Annotated in this window: 17 protein-coding genes; 6 read left to right on the top strand and 11 right to left on the bottom strand. The window is 72.6% G+C overall.

The window, feature by feature from the left end:
• The first annotated feature begins 52 nt into the window (after positions 1-52).
• The 3 genes from ACQP0T_RS25920 to ACQP0T_RS25930 all read left to right on the top strand — a co-directional run bounded on the left by ACQP0T_RS25920 (position 53) and on the right by ACQP0T_RS25930 (position 3,378).
• The gene (locus ACQP0T_RS25920) at positions 53-976 is read left to right on the top strand and encodes a 1,4-dihydroxy-2-naphthoyl-CoA synthase (protein WP_345357315.1); all 924 of its coding nucleotides are present in this window, start codon (positions 53-55) and stop codon (positions 974-976) included.
• Positions 977-1,275: 299 nt separating this feature from the next.
• On the top strand, positions 1,276-2,454 hold the full coding sequence (gene menE / locus ACQP0T_RS25925; RefSeq protein ID WP_433870372.1) for an o-succinylbenzoate--CoA ligase: 1,179 nt from the start codon (positions 1,276-1,278) through the stop codon (positions 2,452-2,454).
• A gap of 51 nt (positions 2,455-2,505) precedes the next feature.
• Complete coding sequence (locus ACQP0T_RS25930; protein WP_433870373.1) at positions 2,506-3,378, top strand: 1,4-dihydroxy-2-naphthoate polyprenyltransferase; 873 nt, start codon at positions 2,506-2,508, stop codon at positions 3,376-3,378.
• 25 nt (positions 3,379-3,403) lie between these two features.
• On the opposite strand, the gene ACQP0T_RS25935 is transcribed toward ACQP0T_RS25930, so the two are convergent.
• The gene (locus tag ACQP0T_RS25935; RefSeq protein ID WP_433870374.1) at positions 3,404-4,210 is read right to left on the bottom strand and encodes an AraC family transcriptional regulator; all 807 of its coding nucleotides are present in this window, start codon (positions 4,208-4,210) and stop codon (positions 3,404-3,406) included.
• Between the two features lie 84 nt (positions 4,211-4,294).
• Between ACQP0T_RS25935 and ACQP0T_RS25940 the strand changes: the two genes are divergently transcribed.
• Positions 4,295-4,732, top strand: coding sequence for a DUF3224 domain-containing protein (locus ACQP0T_RS25940; RefSeq protein ID WP_433870375.1), 438 nt, complete (start codon positions 4,295-4,297; stop codon positions 4,730-4,732).
• 333 nt (positions 4,733-5,065) lie between these two features.
• Here the strand turns inward: ACQP0T_RS25940 and ACQP0T_RS25945 are convergent, their stop codons facing one another.
• From ACQP0T_RS25945 to ACQP0T_RS25955, 3 genes are read right to left on the bottom strand one after another with little or no spacing between them, the layout of a single operon-like run.
• Positions 5,066-5,662, bottom strand: coding sequence for a DUF3558 family protein (locus tag ACQP0T_RS25945; RefSeq protein WP_433870376.1), 597 nt, complete (start codon positions 5,660-5,662; stop codon positions 5,066-5,068).
• The gene (locus ACQP0T_RS25950; protein WP_345357294.1) at positions 5,656-6,753 is read right to left on the bottom strand and encodes a PLP-dependent cysteine synthase family protein; all 1,098 of its coding nucleotides are present in this window, start codon (positions 6,751-6,753) and stop codon (positions 5,656-5,658) included. The genes ACQP0T_RS25945 and ACQP0T_RS25950 overlap by 7 nt, the downstream gene beginning before the upstream one ends.
• Positions 6,750-7,064, bottom strand: coding sequence for a DUF4229 domain-containing protein (locus ACQP0T_RS25955; RefSeq protein ID WP_433870377.1), 315 nt, complete (start codon positions 7,062-7,064; stop codon positions 6,750-6,752). The genes ACQP0T_RS25950 and ACQP0T_RS25955 overlap by 4 nt, the downstream gene beginning before the upstream one ends.
• A 184-nt stretch (positions 7,065-7,248) precedes the next feature.
• Here ACQP0T_RS25955 and ACQP0T_RS25960 point away from each other — a divergent pair, with 184 nt between their 5' ends.
• Together ACQP0T_RS25960 and ACQP0T_RS25965 are read left to right on the top strand one after the other, a co-directional pair.
• Positions 7,249-7,473 (top strand): BldC family transcriptional regulator, encoded by a 225-nt coding sequence (locus ACQP0T_RS25960; RefSeq protein WP_345357288.1) that lies wholly within the window; start codon positions 7,249-7,251, stop codon positions 7,471-7,473.
• A gap of 266 nt (positions 7,474-7,739) precedes the next feature.
• On the top strand, positions 7,740-7,919 hold the full coding sequence (locus tag ACQP0T_RS25965) for a hypothetical protein (RefSeq protein ID WP_433873850.1): 180 nt from the start codon (positions 7,740-7,742) through the stop codon (positions 7,917-7,919).
• An 18-nt stretch (positions 7,920-7,937) separates the two neighbouring features.
• Here the strand turns inward: ACQP0T_RS25965 and ACQP0T_RS25970 are convergent, their stop codons facing one another.
• The 7 genes from ACQP0T_RS25970 to hemL form a co-directional block, all read right to left on the bottom strand.
• A complete protein-coding gene (locus ACQP0T_RS25970) occupies positions 7,938-9,443 on the bottom strand; it encodes an AAA family ATPase (RefSeq protein WP_433870378.1) in 1,506 nt (501 codons plus the stop codon).
• 223 nt (positions 9,444-9,666) lie between these two features.
• Complete coding sequence (gene ccsB / locus ACQP0T_RS25975) at positions 9,667-10,668, bottom strand: c-type cytochrome biogenesis protein CcsB (protein ID WP_433870379.1); 1,002 nt, start codon at positions 10,666-10,668, stop codon at positions 9,667-9,669.
• Positions 10,668-12,290 carry a cytochrome c biogenesis protein ResB gene (resB, locus tag ACQP0T_RS25980; RefSeq protein ID WP_433870380.1) on the bottom strand — a complete coding sequence of 541 codons (1,623 nt, stop codon included), beginning with the start codon at positions 12,288-12,290 and terminating at the stop codon, positions 10,668-10,670. The genes ccsB and resB overlap by 1 nt, the downstream gene beginning before the upstream one ends.
• The gene (locus ACQP0T_RS25985) at positions 12,290-13,072 is read right to left on the bottom strand and encodes a cytochrome c biogenesis CcdA family protein (protein ID WP_345357276.1); all 783 of its coding nucleotides are present in this window, start codon (positions 13,070-13,072) and stop codon (positions 12,290-12,292) included. The genes resB and ACQP0T_RS25985 overlap by 1 nt, the downstream gene beginning before the upstream one ends.
• A gap of 666 nt (positions 13,073-13,738) precedes the next feature.
• Positions 13,739-14,335, bottom strand: a complete 597-nt coding sequence (locus ACQP0T_RS25990) for a TlpA disulfide reductase family protein (protein ID WP_345357273.1) — start codon at positions 14,333-14,335, stop codon at positions 13,739-13,741.
• A gap of 11 nt (positions 14,336-14,346) precedes the next feature.
• Positions 14,347-14,976, bottom strand: coding sequence for a histidine phosphatase family protein (locus ACQP0T_RS25995; RefSeq protein ID WP_433870381.1), 630 nt, complete (start codon positions 14,974-14,976; stop codon positions 14,347-14,349).
• Complete coding sequence (hemL, locus tag ACQP0T_RS26000) at positions 14,973-16,298, bottom strand: glutamate-1-semialdehyde 2,1-aminomutase (protein ID WP_433870382.1); 1,326 nt, start codon at positions 16,296-16,298, stop codon at positions 14,973-14,975. The genes ACQP0T_RS25995 and hemL overlap by 4 nt, the downstream gene beginning before the upstream one ends.
• Between the last annotated feature and the right edge of the window lie 52 nt (positions 16,299-16,350).

Genomic DNA, 16,350 nt, shown 5'->3' on the forward strand with positions numbered 1-16,350 from the left:
TACCGCGGGGAGGTCCCGACACCCGGTGCCCGCGGGACCTATTGTCCCAGGTGTGCAGAATCCCCGTGTCTCTGAGCTGTTCGATCCGGACGTGTGGGAGCCCGTGGCGGGCTTCGACTTCACCGACATCACCTACCACCGCTGCACCGAGGACGGCCCCGGTCGCGGCACCGTGCGCATCGCGTTCGACCGGCCCGAGGTCCGCAACGCCTTCCGCCCGCACACCGTCGACGAGCTGTACCGGGCTCTCGACCACGCCAGGATGAGCGGCGACGTCGGCTGCGTGCTCCTGACCGGCAACGGGCCGTCGGAGCGCGACGGCGGCTGGGCCTTCTGCTCCGGCGGCGACCAGCGCATCCGGGGCCGGTCCGGGTACCAGTACGCCTCGGGCGACACGGCCGAATCGGTGGACCCGGCGCGGGCCGGGCGGCTGCACGTCCTGGAGGTGCAGCGGCTGATCCGGTTCATGCCGAAGGTGGTCATCGCGGTGGTGCCGGGCTGGGCCGCGGGCGGCGGGCACAGCCTGCACGCGGTGTGCGATCTCACGCTGGCCAGCGCCGAGCACGCCCGGTTCAAGCAGACCGACGCCGACGTGGGCAGCTTCGACGGCGGCTACGGCTCGGCGTACCTGGCTCGCCAGGTCGGGCAGAAGTTCGCCCGGGAGATCTTCTTCCTCGGCCGCCCGTACACCGCCGAGCAGGCGCACCGGATGGGCATGGTCAACGAGGCCGTGCCGCACGCCGAGCTGGAGTCCACCGCGCTGCAGTGGGCCCGCGAGATCAACGGGAAGTCGCCGACCGCCCAGCGGATGCTCAAGTACGCGTTCAACGCGATCGACGACGGCCTGGTCGGCCAGCAGATCTTCGCCGGTGAGACGACGCGGCTGGCGTACATGACCGACGAGGCGGTCGAGGGCCGCGACGCGTTCCTGCAGAAGCGCGAGCCGGACTGGTCGTCCTTCCCCTGGTACTACTGAGCCGCTCCGCCGGCCGGTCCCGGGCGCGCGGGACCGGCCGGCGGAGCCGCGCAGCCGGTGCAGCGCCGCCCGCAGGCGGACCCGGACTTCTCGCACGGCCCGCCGCACGGCCGATCGCATGACCCATCGCACGGGGCGGACCGCGGTGTCGGTGACGCGCATGGTGCCTCCTTCGTTTCGCCACTGACATCACCATCGACCACCCGGATCGAACACTTGATCGCTCGAACTGGTGGTCGAATTGATGTATTCGGAGGACGTCAGCACCGCCGCGCCCGAGCCGGGACGACAATGGGGCCATGCCCGACCCCCGCGTCCCGCAGCCGCTCCCCGTACCGGCCGGACCGGCCGCCCTGGACGTGCTGCCCGCCCTGCGCACCGCCCTGGACGGCGGCGGACCGGCGCTGCTCCCGGTGCCCGCCGACCAGCCCGACGAGGCCCGCCGCACCGCGGAAGCGCTCGGCGAGCACCCCGTGGGCGCGGACGGCGAGCCGACCGCGCTGGTCATCGCCACGTCGGGCTCCACCGGGACGCCCAAGGGCGTCCTGCTCAGCGCCACCGCGCTGCGCGCCTCCGCCGAAGCGACGCACCGCGGGCTGGCCGGCCCCGGCCGCTGGTTGCTGGCGATGCCCGCGCACCACGTCGCCGGGATGCAGGTGCTGATCCGCTCCCTGGTCGCCGGGGTCGAGCCGCACGCCGTGGACACCACCGGCGGGTTCCGGCCCGAGCGCTTCGCCGACGCCGCCCGCGCGATGCAGGTGACCGGCGGCCCCCGCTACACCTCGTTGGTGCCGACCCAGCTGCGCCGCCTGCTCGACGCCGGGGGCGAGGGCCTGGCCGCGCTCCGGGACTTCGACGCCGTGCTGGTCGGCGGCGCCGCCGCCGCGCCCGCGCTGCTGGCCCGGGCCGCCGAGGAAGGGGTCCGGGTCACGACCACCTACGGGATGAGCGAGACCGCGGGCGGGTGCGTCTACGACGGCCTGCCGCTGGACATCGCGCAGGTCCGCATCGAGGGCGGCGAGGGGCCGATCGCGCTGTCCGGACCGATGCTCGCCTCCGGGTACCTCGGCCGCCCCGGCGCGGCCGAGTTCGCCGGCGGCTGGTTCCGCACCGGCGATCTCGGGCGCTGGCGCCAAGACCGGCTGGAGGTGCTCGGCCGGGTCGACGACCTGATCATCACCGGCGGGGTGAACGTGGCCCCGGCACCGGTGGAGCGGGTCCTCACCGAGCAGACCGGGGTGCGCGAGGTCTGCGTGGTGGGCGTGCCGGACCCGGAGTGGGGGCAGGCGGTGGTCGCCGCCGTGGTGCCCGCCGACCCCGCCGCACCACCGGATTCCGAGGCGCTGCGCGGCGCGGTGCGCGAACGCAGCGGCGCCGCGGCGACCCCGAAGCGGATCGTCTTCCTCCCCGAGCTGCCGCTGCGCGGTCCGGGCAAACCGGACCGGCGGGGGCTGGCCGCGCGGCTCGGCGTGCCCTGACGTGCGGGAGGCTCCCTCCGCCGGGTGAGGGCGGTGCGCGAAGATGCACCCATGGCGACTGTCTCGCAGTGGATCGAAGGCGCCCGGCTCCGGACCTTCCCGAACGCGATCGCGCCGGTGCTGGTCGGTGGCGGAGCCGCGATCGGGATCGACGGGTTCGACCCGCTCCTCGCGGTGCTGGCGCTGGTCGTGGCGGTGCTGCTGATCATCGGGGTGAACTTCGCCAACGACTACTCCGACGGCGTCCGCGGCACCGACGACGACCGGGTCGGCCCGTTCCGGCTGACCGGTTCGGGAGCGGCGCGGCCGGCGGCGGTGCGCACGGCGGCGTGGACGTGCTTCGGCCTGGCCGCCGTGGCGGGCCTGGCCGTGGTGGTGCTCAGCGGGCACTGGTGGATGCTGGCCGTCGGCGCCCTGTGCATCGCGGGCGGCTGGTTCTACACCGGGGGCCGCAAGCCGTACGGCTACGCCGGGCTGGGCGAGATCGCGGTGTTCGTCTTCTTCGGGCTGGTCGCGGTGCTCGGCACGGTGTACGTCCAGGCGGACACCATCACCGGGTTCTCGATCGGCGCGGCGGTCGCGATCGGCTCGATCTCCAGCGCCGTGCTGGTCGCCAACAACCTGCGGGACATCCCGTCGGACCGGGTCAGCGGCAAGCGGACGTTGGCCGTGCTGCTCGGCGACCGCGACACCCGGACCCTCTACGTCGCGCTGGCGCTGATCCCGTTCCTGATCACCGTGCTGATCGGGGTGCGCAACTCCTGGGCGCTGCTGGGCTTCCTGGCCCTGCCGCTGCTCATCGTGCCGTTGCGCGCGGTGCTCGGCGGCGCGCAGGGGCGCAAGCTGATCCCCGCGGTGCGCGACACCGGGTTCGCGATGCTGGCGTGGGCGGCCATCACGGCCGTGGCGCTGGCCATCGGCTGATCCGCCGGGCACGTCGGCTGGTCGATCACCCGGCCGCGGTGCGCCGGTAGGTGGCCGGTGGGGTGCCGACGACCTGCGTGAACACCCGGATCAGGTGCGCCTGGTCGGCGAAGCCGAGCTCGTCGGCCAACGCCGCCCAATCCAGGGGCGCACCGGCGGCGGGGGCACCGGCGCGGCCGAGCGCGTCGAGGATCCGGAAGCGCCGGATCACCCACTTCGGCCCGATCCCGACGTACTCGGCGAACAGCCGCTGCAACCGGCGCAACCCCATCCCGGCCCGGTCGGCGAGCTGATCGGCGCGGACCAGCGAGGGATCGCGCTCAGCGGTGCGGACCAGCTCCGAGACCCGCGCCGCGACCGGATCGGGCCGGGGACGGCACGCGCGGAGGTACTCCTCGACCGCCGCCACCATGCGCCGGGTGCTCCCGGTCGCCAGCACCCGCGCCGCGACCTCCCGGTCGTCCACCCCGAGCACCTCCGCGCCGGGGCGGTACCGCCCGGCGACGTCCGCCACCGCGCGGTGCAGCACGGGCCGGAAACCCGCCGGGTGGAAGGCCACCCCGAGGACGTGCCCGGTACCGCGCAGCTCCCGGTGGAAGGGTTCGCGGGTGACGCCGTGGACGAGCACCCGACCGTCCTCCACCGCGAGGTGCACCCTGGGCTGGGGCACGACCTGCTGCCGGTGCACGCCCTCGACCCGCCAGCGGACCACCCAGTGGTAGTCCACGAACTCGGCCAGATCCGCCGCCGGAGCCAGGCGTTCGACGTCGAAGGCCCGCCGTCCCGGCTCCGGGAACACGATCGCCTGCGGACAACCCTGCGGAGCGCGCACCGCGCCAGGGTAGGAGTCCGCCCCGACACGAGCGGGTCGCGTTTCTCCAATACCCCGCGCGGCGAGCGGACCTACCGTCCGCGCATGAGTTTCGCGAAGAAGGCCACCGGCCGGTTCTCGGTCACCTCCTGGATCGAGCAGGTCGTCACCGACATCGATGGCGAGGGGCAGGAACGCGGCGGCGTCCGCTATCCCACCCGGGGCATCACCCGCGCCGAGGTGTCCTACACCTACTCCGGCGCCATCGAGGGCACCAGCACCCTCACCTACCTGATCACCTACCGGCCGGGCGGCGCTCCGGTCCTCGGGTTCGAGCACTTCGAGGGGTCGATCGACGGGCGCACCGGGAGCTGCGTCCTCCGGCACACCGGCACCCAGGACGAGACCGGCGTGTTCGAGCACGTCGAGGTGGTTCCCGGGCTGGGCACCGGGGAGCTGGCCGAGTTGCGCGGCGAGGCCGACCTGGCGGTCGCCGGCCACTCCGAGGACGGCTACGAACTGGTGCTGTCCTACCAGGGGTAGGCGCCAGGAAGGGTCGTCCGAGCCGCACCGAGGCGTTCCCGGATGCGAAATGGTCGATGTCCCACCGTGCGACCGCGGTGGCGACGACGACATCGCGGAGGTGTGGCGAACGCGGGCGGTCCAGGCGCAGGAGTTCGGTGGGCCGGAGGTCCTGAAACCGGTCTGGCTCCGCCGGAGCCGGCGGGTCGGGCGCCGCGTCGTCTCGACAACGGTGTGCGTGGCGGGACCTCAGCGGCCTTCTCGCCCCGGGAACCGCTCGGAGCGAGCACCGAACACGGAACTGCCCGGGTAGCGCCCGCATGGCCGAGCGTGTCCAGCTCGCGGTCCGCGGGGTCAGCGCACCAGCGCGGCCAGGACGTACTGGGCGACGGACTGGGCGGTCTCGCAGTGCGTCGTCCCCGCCTCCCGCGCGGTGACCGCGACCTGCAGCGTCGCCCCCCGGACCGGTGCGAGGACCGTGCAGTCGTTGACGTGCAGGGTCTGCGTCCCGGTCACCGCACCGAGGTCCACCTCCTCGCGGCCGAGCCCGGCATAGCCCGCCGGCTGCGCGGCGACGAGCACCGAGCGGGGGTTGCTGCCGTGGTCGAACTGGCAGCCGCGCGCCACCGGGTCGGTACCGAGTTGGCGGGGGTGCCCGGCCTCCACCAGGAACGCCAGCTCCGCGAGCTCCTCCGGGGACACCAGCGAGCACAGGTCCGCGACGGCGGCGAGCTCGCGGCGCTGGTCCGGGGGCACTTCCCGGCTGATCGGCGGGGTCACGGACTCGGCCGCGGACTCCTCGGTGGTCGTCTGCGCGCTGGGCGGCACCGGGGCGGTCTCCTCGCCCGAGGTGCATCCGGTCGCCGCGACCGCCACCGCCGCCAACCACAGCCATCCCTGGCGCCGCACGCCGAACCTCCCCGAGCCGAACCGCCGGTCCGCGCTCAGCATGCCTGGAACTCACCGGTGGCGTGGAAGCGGTCCACCACGGCGTGCGCGGGCGCCAGGTCGAGCCCCTGCGCCGCCACCCAGTCGTCGTCGTAGTAGGTGTTCGCGTACCGCTCGCCGCCATCGCAGAGCAGGGTGACGATGCTGCCGCGGTGCCCTTCCCGGAGCATCTCGGCGATCAGCGCGAACACGCCCCACAGGTTCGTGCCGGTGGAGCCGCCGACCCGGCGGCCGAGCACGTGCTCGACGTAGCGCGAGGTGGCGATCGAGGCGGCGTCCGGCACCTTGATCATGCGGTCGATCGACTCGCCGACGAACGACGGCTCGACCCGCGGCCTGCCGATCCCCTCGATCATCGAGCCCCGGTCCCCGGTGCGGGCGGGATCACCGTCCCGCCACGCCTCGAAGAACACCGAGTGCTCGGGGTCGACCACCGCCAGCGACGTCCGGTGCATCCGGTAGCGCAGGTAGCGGCCGATGGTGGCGCTGGTGCCGCCGGTCCCGGCGCCGACCACGATCCACCGGGGCTCGGCGTGGCGCTCCCGCGCGAGCTGCTGGAAGATCGACTCGGCGATGTTGTTGTTGCCCCGCCAGTCGGTCGCCCGCTCGGCGTGGGTGAACTGGTCCATGAAGTGGCCGCCGAGCTCGGCGGCCAGCCGCCGGGATTCGGCGTAGATCGCGCTCGGCTCGTCGACGAAGTGGCAACGCCCGCCGTGCCACTCGATCAGGGAGACCTTCTCGCGGCTCGTCGAGCGCGGCATCACGGCGATGAACGGCAGCCCGAGCATCCGGGCGAAATAAGCCTCGGACACCGCCGTCGAACCCGACGATGCCTCGATCACCGGCGTGTTCTCCGTCACCCAGCCGTTGCAGATCGCGTACAGGAACAGCGATCGGGCCAAGCGGTGCTTGAGAGAACCGGTCGGATGGGTTGACTCGTCCTTGAGATAGAGGTCGATCTCCCACTCGGCGGGCAACGGGTAGGTCAGCAGGTGCGTGTCGGCGCTGCGGTTGGCGTCGGCCTCGATCTTGCGGACGGCTTCGCTGGTCCAGCCCCTGGTGCGGTCGCAGGAGCGGTCGAGGATCCGCGTCACGACTCGTCCGCGTCCCGGTCCCCGCGGAGCTGGGCGCGCAGCTCGTCGCGGCGGGCCCGTCGCTCGGCGGCGCGGTCGGCCATCCCGGACGCGACGCGGCGGCGCAGCGTGCCGAACACCAGCATCGACAGCGGCATCACCAGCACCACGCCGACGGCGGCGGCGACCAGCAGCGGGACGCCGAACAGCATCAGCGCCGCGATCGCGACCGCGAGCATGCCGAACCTGGCCAGCGTGTACAGCACGACGTCGGTGGCGAGACTGGAGCTCCGGGTCCGCTCCGGGGATTCGGCCTCCTGCTGTTCCAGCACGTCATCCAGGGTAGAGCAAGCCGGGCCGCGACCCGGCCGGGGGCGCGGGCGGACCGTGCCGCCTCGCCGCTTTCGTCCCTTACCTTCCCTTTACCTAAACCCAAATGTTCGAGTACCTGACCATCGAACTGCCAGGATGCGACCGGAATGCCCGATTGAATCCGCAGCACTCAGGAGGTCAGCCGTGACCGCGACGACCCAGCAGTCCCGCCAGCACGGCCAGGAGCAGCTCCTCACCCCCGGTGAGGTCGCCGCGCTGTTCCGGGTCGATCCGAAGACCGTCACCCGGTGGGCCACCGCAGGGCGCATCGGCTCCATCCGGACGCCGGGCGGGCACCGCCGGTTCCGCGAGTCGGAGGTCCGGACGCTGCTCGCCGAGCTGACCAACGACGTCGGCCGACCGGCCTGACCGGACTCCAGGGCGGAACCGATCGCCGCGACGGCCCCCCGCCGCCGGGCCCCCACGCTCCCGGCGGAACGCCTCGACGATCGGCGAGAACCCCGAACGACGCCCCGGCGGTCGGCCGACGGCACGCCGACGACCGCTGATCCAGGTGGCGCCTCGTAGCGCAGCGAGGCGCCACCTGGGTTCGTCACACCAACCGCCACCTCGGGGCGACGACAACCGCGGCCACCACCGGCTAACCTCGGGTGGAGAGACTGGAGGTGGCCGCGATGATCTACGTCCTGGCAGCGATCGGCGCGCTCACGGTAGCCGTGCTGATGTGGAAGGCCTTCGGCCCCGAGATGGGGTCCCGCCGACGCGGGCAGGCCCCGATCGCGCCGGACGACGACCCGGACTTCCTGCGCCGGATCGACGAGGAGCAGCGCAGGCAGCGCCACGACGAGGAATGACCTCCGGCGCCGCCCTGCTCAGGACTGGCGCTTGCGCCCGAGCGCGTGCGGGAAGTCGTCGGCCACGATCGCGGCGAGCTCCAGCAGCGCCAAGCGGGTCGGGGCGGCCAGCTGGTCCAGCTCGACCTCCGCGCCTTCCTCCAGGTGCGGGTCGAACGGGATCTTCGACACCGCGCGGCAGCGCGACGCGAAGTGCGCGGCGAGCTTGTCGACGTCGACCTTGCCCGCCGTCGGCCGCGCCGAGTTGATCACCGCGACGGAGCGCGACACCAGTTCGCCGTAGCCGTGCGCGTCCAGCCAGTCCAGCGTGGCCGAGGCGCTGCGCGCCCCGTCGATCGAGCTGGACGACACGATGACCAGCGAGTCGGCCTCGTCCAGCACGCCCTTCATCGCCGAGTGCATCAGCCCGGTGCCGCAGTCGGTGAGCACCACGTTGTAGAAGTGCTCCAGCAGCGTCACGGTGCGTCGGTAGTCGTCCTCGCTGAACGCCTCGGACACCGCCGGGTCCTGCTCGCTGGCGAGGATCTCCAGCCGGCTCGGGCCCTGCGAGGTGTAGGACCGCACGTCGCTGTACTTGGTGATCCGGTGGGCGTCGCGCAGCAGGTGCCGCACGGTGGCCGTGGTCTCCAGCGGGATCTTCTGGCTGAGCGTGCCGCGGTCCGGGTTGGCGTCGACGGCGATCACCCGGTCACCGCGCAGCGACGAGAACGTCGAGCCGAGCGTGGTGGTGGTCGTCGTCTTGCCGACCCCGCCCTTGAGGCTGAGCATCGCGATCTTGTAGCAACCCTGCAGCGGCTGGTTGATCCGTGCGATCAGCTGGCGTCGCCGCAGGTCGGCCGGGCTCTCGCCGAGGTTGACCGTCTTTCCGCTGGCCACGTAGAGGGCCTTGCGCCACCCGGATTGGGGAGGCCGTTTGGTCTGCTTGAGCAGCTGGGAGGACGAGAGGTCCTGGCCGAATGGCTGATCCGCGGCGGGGCCGGACGGAGCACCCTGGCCATATGGACCGAACTGGTGCTGACCGCCTTGCTGGAACTGCTGCCCCTGCTGCCCCGGGTACGGCTGGCCGCCCGGAACCGGGTACGGACCCGAGGGCCCGCCCTGCACCGGGTAGGGACCCGAGGGCCCGCCCTGCACCGGGTACGGCCCGGACTGACCGGCCTGCGGGTACGGCCCGGACGGGCCTCCGGAGACCGGGTGCGGACCGGACTGCGCGCCCGGGACCTGGTGCGGACCCGACGCGGCCGCCTGCTGCGGGCCGGACGGGGTCGCCTCGTAGTAGCCCGGCGGGAACTGCTGCTGCGCGGGCGCGCCACCGGGGTACCGGGCGGCGTCGCCCTGGTACGCCTCCGGCGGGAACGCGGGCGGCTGGTCCGGATCCACGTACGACGGCGCGGGGTGCTCGGCGAGCGGGTTCGGAGCAGCCGGCCTGGTCTCCGGTTCGGTGTAGGGCCCTTGCTGCTGCGCGGCGCCGTCGGCACCGCTCGCCTGCCGCTGCGCCTCAGGCTCTTCGTACCGTCCGGTCACCGTCGCCGTCCCTCCAACGTTCGAGTCGAGCCCTGCCGGACCGAATCGCGATCTCCCCGTCTCCGCACAGCACGGTAGTCCCAGATGCACCGGGTCGTCACCGGGGTGGCCGCGTCTACCAGGTCACGATCAGCACTCCCCGCCAGGGGTGTGCACCGATCGCGGACCGGACGCGGGCAGCGGCGCGGCGGCCCCGGCCGGGAAGCCGACACCGCCCACCCGATCACAGACCGGCGTAGGAGTGCAGCCCCGACACGACGATGTTGATGAAGAACAGGTTGAAGATCATCACGGCCAGGCCGAGGATGTTGATCCACGCGGCCCGCACCCCGCGCCAGCCCGCGGTCGCCCGCGCGTGCAGGTAGGCGGCGTAGACGACCCACGCGATGAAGGAGGTGGTCTCCTTGGGGTCCCAGCCCCAGAACCGGCCCCACGCGGCCTCGGCCCAGATCGCGCCGGCGACGATCGCGAACGTCCACACCGGGAAGATCACCACGGTGGTCCGGTAGGCGAGGCGGTCGAGGGTCTGGCTGCTCGGCAGCCGGGAGGCGAACGCCGCCATCTTCGTCTCGTCGCGCTCGTAGCGGACCCGCACCAGGTACAGGAGGCTGGCGACACCGGAGAACAGCAGCACGCCGCTGGCCACGATCGCGGCCGAGACGTGGATCACGATCCAGTAGGACTGCAGGGCGGGCTGCAGCGGCGCGGCCTGCGCGTAGAGCACGGTGCCGGACAGGAACAGCAGCAGGATCACCGGCAGCATGAGAAAACCGCCGAGCGAGCGGAGCTGCGCCGGGGTCGCTTCGCGACGCGCCTTGCGCATCTGCTGGTACAGCACGACCACCCAGGCGATCACGGCGGCGAGGCAGATCGCCGAACCGAACTCGTACATGTTGCCCCACGGGGCCCGCCCGGTGGCCACGCCGCGCAGCACCAGCGACGCGAGGTGGACCAGCCCGCCGAGCACGGTCATGGCCACGGCCATGCCGCCCCAGCGTTCGGACATCGGGCGCTTCGGCTCGGTCTTGATGTGCCCGACCTCGGGGGTCTCGTCCGGACCGGAGCCCGAGCCCACCATCGCGGGTTCGCGCTGCGCGGCCGTCTTCGCGACGGCCCTGCTCGAGGCGAATTCGGCGAAGTACAGCAGCATGGCGACCGCGTAGATGACCACGGAGGTCGCGTACGCCATGTCGCTGTAGGTCGACAGGGTCTCGTTAACCGGCATCAGCTCTTCCTTCCGCGAGCGGGGCCTGTGACCGCACCCGGTGTCGGCTTCTGCTCGCCCACCATCGCGAGCAGGTCCGCGGCGAGAACGGTGAACTCTTCGCCGTAACCGGCGTGATCGGTGCGGGCCAGCCCGCCGACTTCGACCAACGTACGCGTGCTCCCGGCATCGTCCGGATCCGGCCGCGGCACCGCACGCACCCAGACGCGGCGCCGCTTGATCATCAGGGAGGTCCCGATACCGAAAATCATCGCGATCGCGAAGCCCAGCACGAACGGCTGGAACGGATCGTGCGAGACCTGCAGGTTGACCCAGCGCTCGACGCCGTCGAAGCGGACCGTGGTGCCGTCGTCGAGGCGGATCTCCTCGCCGACGCTCAGGTTCTCCCGCGCCACCCGGTTGAGCCGGCCCTGCTCCACCATCTTCTGGTCCACGCCGAAGATGGACTGGCCGCGACCGGAGTCGAGACCGAGGTCACCACGCAGCACGTCGACGGCCACGGCCGGGTCGATCAGGTCGGGGAACCGCGAGCTCAGGATCGCGCCGTCGTAGGCCGCGGTCGGCGCGAACAACCCGGTCACGGCGATCTGGTTCTCGCGGCGCTTCACCGGGTCCTCGATGCCGGGCGGGTCGAACTTCGTCGCGCCCTGCGACAGCATCGTGGTGAGGTCGTTCGGCTGCCACTGGACCTCGCCGGTCCGCTGCTGCCCGTCCGGCCACGTCACCGTGAACTGCGGCGCGTAGCCGTTGCCGGTCAGGTACACCCGGTCGCCCGCGGTGCGCAGCGGGTGGTTGACCTGCAGGTCGTGGGAACGCCAGGTGCCGTTCTCCAGGTCCTCTCCGGACTGGTACTGCAGGTCGACGTGGTAGTTCTCCACCTGTCCGGTGTTGAGGTAGTCCACCTCGAGGTCGTTGACCCGCACGCAGAACGGCGTCAGATCGGTCCCGTCCCGGGTCAGGCCCGGGTTGAAGGAGTCGTAGTTGTAGGTGCCCGAATTGCAGAACTCGGAGCCGTCGGCCATCACGATGACCTGGCCCTCGTAGCCGTAGAGCTTGCCGCCTGCGACGCCGATGAGCAGCCCGACCAGTGCGAAGTGGAACACCAGGTTGCCCGCCTCGCGCAGGTAGCCGCGCTCGGCGGAGATCGACTTGGTGCCGTCGGCCTCCTCCTGCTCGACCTTGCGCCAGCCGCGCAGCCGCTTGCGAGCCGCCGTCATCACCTCGTCCACCGAGGTGTCCACAGTGGTGTCCTCGTAGTGCGGCATCCGGCTGAGGTTGCGCGGGGTGCGCACCGGCCTGCCGCGCAACTGCCGGTAGTACTCCAGGCAGCGCGGCAGCAGGCAGCCGATCAGCGAGATGAACAGCAGGACGTAGATGGAGGCGAACCAGACCGAGCTGAAGACCTCGAAAACGCCGAGCTTCTCCAAGATGGGCGCCAGCGTCGGGTGCTGCCGGTAGTAGTCCTCCACCCCGGTCGGGCTCAGCGACCGCTGCGGGATGAGCGCGCCCGGCAGCGAGGCCAGCGCGAGCAGGAACAGCAGCACCAGCGCGGTGCGCATCGACGTCAGGCCGCGCCAGGTGTTGCGCAGGAACGCGAGCGCGCTTCTCAGGAAATCAGGCATCAGATCGGCAACTCAAAACCGGCGATCGGACCTCTCAGCACCGCGATCAGTTCTCCCCACAGACCGGTGACGAGCAGCAAGCCCACCACAATCAGCAGCACCCCGCCGAAGATCTGGATCGCGCGGGCCCGGCGCCGCAGCCACCCCGTGCTGCGCACCGCCCAGCGCGCACCCAGGGCGAGCAGCACGAAGGGCAGTCCCAGGCCCGCGCAGTAGGCGATCACCAGCAGGACGCCGCGCAGTACCGTGCTCGAACCGGGCTCGGTGCCGACGGCCACCGCCGTCACCCCGACGAGTGTCGGGCTCAGGCAGGGCGTCCAGCCGAGCCCGAACACGGCGCCCAGCACCGGCGCGCCCCACAGACCCGCCCGCGGCGCGCGGTGGATGCGCACGTCGCGTTGCAGCGCCGGGACCAGTCCGATGAAGACCAGTCCCATCGCCACCGTGACGACCCCACCGACCCGTTGCAGGATGATCTCGTTGGCCGCCAGCACATCGGACAGGCCCAGCAGGAGCAGCATCCCGGCGGCGAACACCGCGCTGAACCCCGCCACGAACAGCATCGCCGCACCGGCGACCCGCCACCGGCCGCGACGCGCCTGCTTGGCCTCCTCCTCGTCCACCGGCGGCGATTCGGCGCCGACCACCCCGGCCAGGTAGGCCAGATATCCGGGGACCAGCGGGACGACGCACGGAGACGCGAAGCTGATCGCCCCGGCGAGCACGGCGATGGCGGCCGCGAACAGCAGCGGGCCGGACATGGCGAGCTCGGTGGGGTTCACACGTCGAGGGTAGGAAAGTCAGGTGCACCGACGTGCACCGGCCCTGGTAACGGCGACCACATCAGCGCTGGTGAACGCCAGGTTCGCACCGGACGGCCACCTCGCCAGGGCCAGAGGTCCCGAAAATCGGGTCCCTGTGGACGACCGGACTTTTCGCCCCGTTCGCCCGTTCCCGGTGCGCACCACCACCGCACGCCGCCGGACGCGAAGGTCGGCACCTCCGCGCCAGCCGCCCGCCGCATCGACCGCGCCCCGGTGCGCGACCCACGCGGCGAGCACGCATCCGAGCCGTCGACCACCGACGCGACCACCCCGCCCGAGCGAGGCGAGCAGGGGAACCTTCCTGTCAGCGCCGCCAAGCGGGGAACCTTGCTGCCACCGAGGCGCGGCGGTCGCTCGCGCGGGTCCGGGCGAGGGCGCGTCCGCGCCGCTGCCGGTGATTCCCGCCGGGGGACTTCGGGGGACGAAGAACCTGGTCGCCGCTCCGGAGATCGCCTCGCCCCGGTCGCGCGGGTGACGGCCGGGCCGCGCGAGCTTCGGCGGCTTCGCGCTCGGTGCCTCGGGCGGCGCGCCCCGGCGGGACCACCGGGGCAGGCGGTCTGCGGGCGGGACGTCGCGCACACCTGTCCCGGCCCGGAGGTCCGGGCCGGGACGGGGGCGTGCGGATCAGGCCGTCGGCGTGGGTTCGGCGGCGACCTTCTGGACCTCGGGGAGCAATTCGCTCTCCAGCAGCTCGGTCAGGAAGATGGCCGCGACGCGGTGCTGGCGGTCCAGGACGATCGTGGCGGGCACCGTGCTGCGCGGGAACTGCTTGAGCGCGAGGAGGCTCCGCCCGGACGGGTCGAACAGCGACGGGTAGGTCAGCCCCCGGTCGCGGTGGAAGTCCGCGGCGGCGGACCGGCTGTCCCGGACGTTGATGCCGAGCAGCTGGACGCCCTGATCAGCGGTCTTGTCCTGCACCGCCTGGAGGTCGTCGGCCTCCGCGCGGCACGGCCCGCACCAGGAGCCCCAGATGTTGAGCACCACGACCTCGCCCTTGAAGTCGTTGAGCGAGATCTGCTTGCCCTCCTGGAGCAGCGACTCCCCGGACAGGCCGGTGACCTTGCCGCGCTCCTCCGGCTCGTAGAACAGCCGGGTCTGGCCGCCCGGCGAGACGAAGGTGAACTCCCCGCCCGGGGGTTCGCTCCCGCCGGCCCCGGCGCAACCGCCGACGAGCGCCAGCACCGCGACGGCCATCCCGATGCGCGTGAGCAGCTTCTTCATGCCCGACTCCCTCATGCCCCGGTCAACTTCGGGTCCGTGCCCCCGGCGGGTTCGACGTAGGCGACGCGGACCAGCTCCTCGCCCCGGAACACCAGGGAGGTCAGCGACGCGAGCGAGCACTGCCGCCGCCGCGGGTCGTGCCACATGGGCTTGCCCTCCAGGAACCGGCGCAACGTCCAGATCGGCAACTGGTGCGAGACGCAGACGGCTTCGCGGCCTTCCGCGGCCGTCCGCGCGCGGTAGGCGGCGCCGAGCATCCGGCGCGCGATCTCCAGGTACGGCTCGCCCCACGACGGGCGCAGCGGGTTCCACAGCTTCGACCAGTGCGCGGGCGAGCGCAGCGCCCCGTCGCCGACCGAGACCTTGAGCCCCTCGAACTGGTTGTCCGCCTCGATCAGCCGCTCGTCGACGGCCACGTCGAGCTCGAACGCCGCCCCGATCGGCGCGGCGGTCTGCTGGGCGCGTTCCAGCGGCGAGGCGACGACGTGGGCGATGTCGCGTCCCACGAGGAACTCGGCGACGCCCTTGGCCTGCTGCTCGCCCCGGTCCGACAACCGGTACCCGGGCAGCCTGCCGTAGAGCACGCCCTCCGGGTTGTGCACCTCGCCGTGGCGCAGGAAGTGCACGATGGTCCCGGTCATGGTGCTTCCGCCCGGGCCGCGGCCTTCGCCGCGTGCGGCGCGGCCTCGGCGATGGTCTCGAACGCGGCGTCGTCCATCGCGGCGTTGACGAACCAGGACTCGAAGGCGCTCGGCGGCGGGTAGACGCCGCGCCGGAGCAGCTCGTGGAAGAACGGCGGGAACCGCCAGGTCTGCTGCCGCTGCGCGCCCGCGTAGTCGTGCACCGGTTCCTCGGTGAAGAACACGCTGGTCAGGTTGCCCGCGACGGCGACCTGGTGCGGCACGCCCTCGGCGGTCAGCGCCTCGCCGAGCAGCTCGCCGAGCCGCCGGGCGTTGCGGTCCAGCGCCTCGTACACCGCGTCGTCGGCGGCGCGCAGGTTCGCCAGCCCGGCCGCGACCGCGATCGGGTTCCCGGCCAGGGTGCCCGCCTGGTAGACGGGCCCGGAGGGCGCCAGCTTCGACATCACGTCGGCGCGACCGCCGAACGCGGCGGCGGGCAGCCCGCCGGACATCACCTTGCCGAAGGTGTAGAGGTCGCCGGCCACGCCGTCGATCCCGAACCAGCCCGCCCGGGACACCCGGAAGCCGGTCATCACCTCGTCCATGATGAGCAGCGCACCGTGCGCGCTGGTCAGCTCCTTGAGCCCGGCGTTGAAGCCCGGGGCGGGCGCGACCGCGCCCATGTTGCCCGCGGCGGCCTCGGTGATCACGCACGCGATCTCGTCGCCCTGCTCGGCGAACACCTGCCGCACCGCGTCGAGGTCGTTGTAGGGCAGCACGAGGGTGTCGGCGGCCTGCGCGCCGGTGACCCCGGGCGTCGTCGGCAGCCCCAGGGTGGCGACCCCGGACCCGGCGCTGGCCAGCAGCGCGTCGACGTGCCCGTGGTAGCAGCCGGCGAACTTGACGACCTTGCGCCGCTCGGTGAAGCCGCGCGCCAGCCGGACCGCGCTCATCGTCGCCTCGGTCCCGGAGTTGACCAGCCGGACCTGCTCGACGGGCAGCACCCGGTCGATGATCTCCTGCGCCAGGTCGATCTCCCCGACGCCCGGGGTGCCGAACGACAGCCCCTCGGACGCCGCGTCCCGGACCGCCCGCACCACGTCGGGGTGGGCGTGCCCGTTGATCATCGGGCCCCAGGAGGACACCAGGTCCACGTACCGGTTGCCGTCGGCGTCCCAGAGGTGGGGACCCTCCCCGCGCACCATGAAGCGGGGCGAGCCGCCGACCGAGTGGAACGCCCGGACCGGCGAGTTGACGCCTCCGGGAGTCACGGACCGGGCGCGCTCGAACAGCTCGCGCGACCGCGGGACGGATTCGTCGCTGGCGGGATTCGCAGGAGTCACGACCCCCAGTCTGACAGGCGGCGCGGCGTGTCCGGGCACACCCCGGCGGCGC

It is taken from the genome of Saccharopolyspora sp. CA-218241 (genome assembly GCF_050954615.1).
Classification (GTDB): domain Bacteria; phylum Actinomycetota; class Actinomycetes; order Mycobacteriales; family Pseudonocardiaceae; genus Saccharopolyspora; species Saccharopolyspora cebuensis.

Bases quoted from the DNA above. Each gene is read 5' to 3' on its own strand.
- resB (WP_433870380.1), bottom strand. From the start codon at position 12,290: ATGCCTGATTTCCTGAGAAGCGCGCTCGCGTTCCTGCGCAACACCTGG.
- ACQP0T_RS25945 (WP_433870376.1), bottom strand. From the start codon at position 5,662: ATGCTGAGCGCGGACCGGCGGTTCGGCTCGGGGAGGTTCGGCGTGCGG.
- menE (WP_433870372.1), top strand. From the start codon at position 1,276: ATGCCCGACCCCCGCGTCCCGCAGCCGCTCCCCGTACCGGCCGGACCG.
- ACQP0T_RS25990 (WP_345357273.1), bottom strand. From the start codon at position 14,335: ATGAAGAAGCTGCTCACGCGCATCGGGATGGCCGTCGCGGTGCTGGCG.
- ccsB (WP_433870379.1), bottom strand. From the start codon at position 10,668: ATGCCGGTTAACGAGACCCTGTCGACCTACAGCGACATGGCGTACGCG.
- ACQP0T_RS25995 (WP_433870381.1), bottom strand. From the start codon at position 14,976: ATGACCGGGACCATCGTGCACTTCCTGCGCCACGGCGAGGTGCACAAC.
- ACQP0T_RS25930 (WP_433870373.1), top strand. From the start codon at position 2,506: ATGGCGACTGTCTCGCAGTGGATCGAAGGCGCCCGGCTCCGGACCTTC.
- ACQP0T_RS25965 (WP_433873850.1), top strand. From the start codon at position 7,740: ATGATCTACGTCCTGGCAGCGATCGGCGCGCTCACGGTAGCCGTGCTG.
- ACQP0T_RS25940 (WP_433870375.1), top strand. From the start codon at position 4,295: ATGAGTTTCGCGAAGAAGGCCACCGGCCGGTTCTCGGTCACCTCCTGG.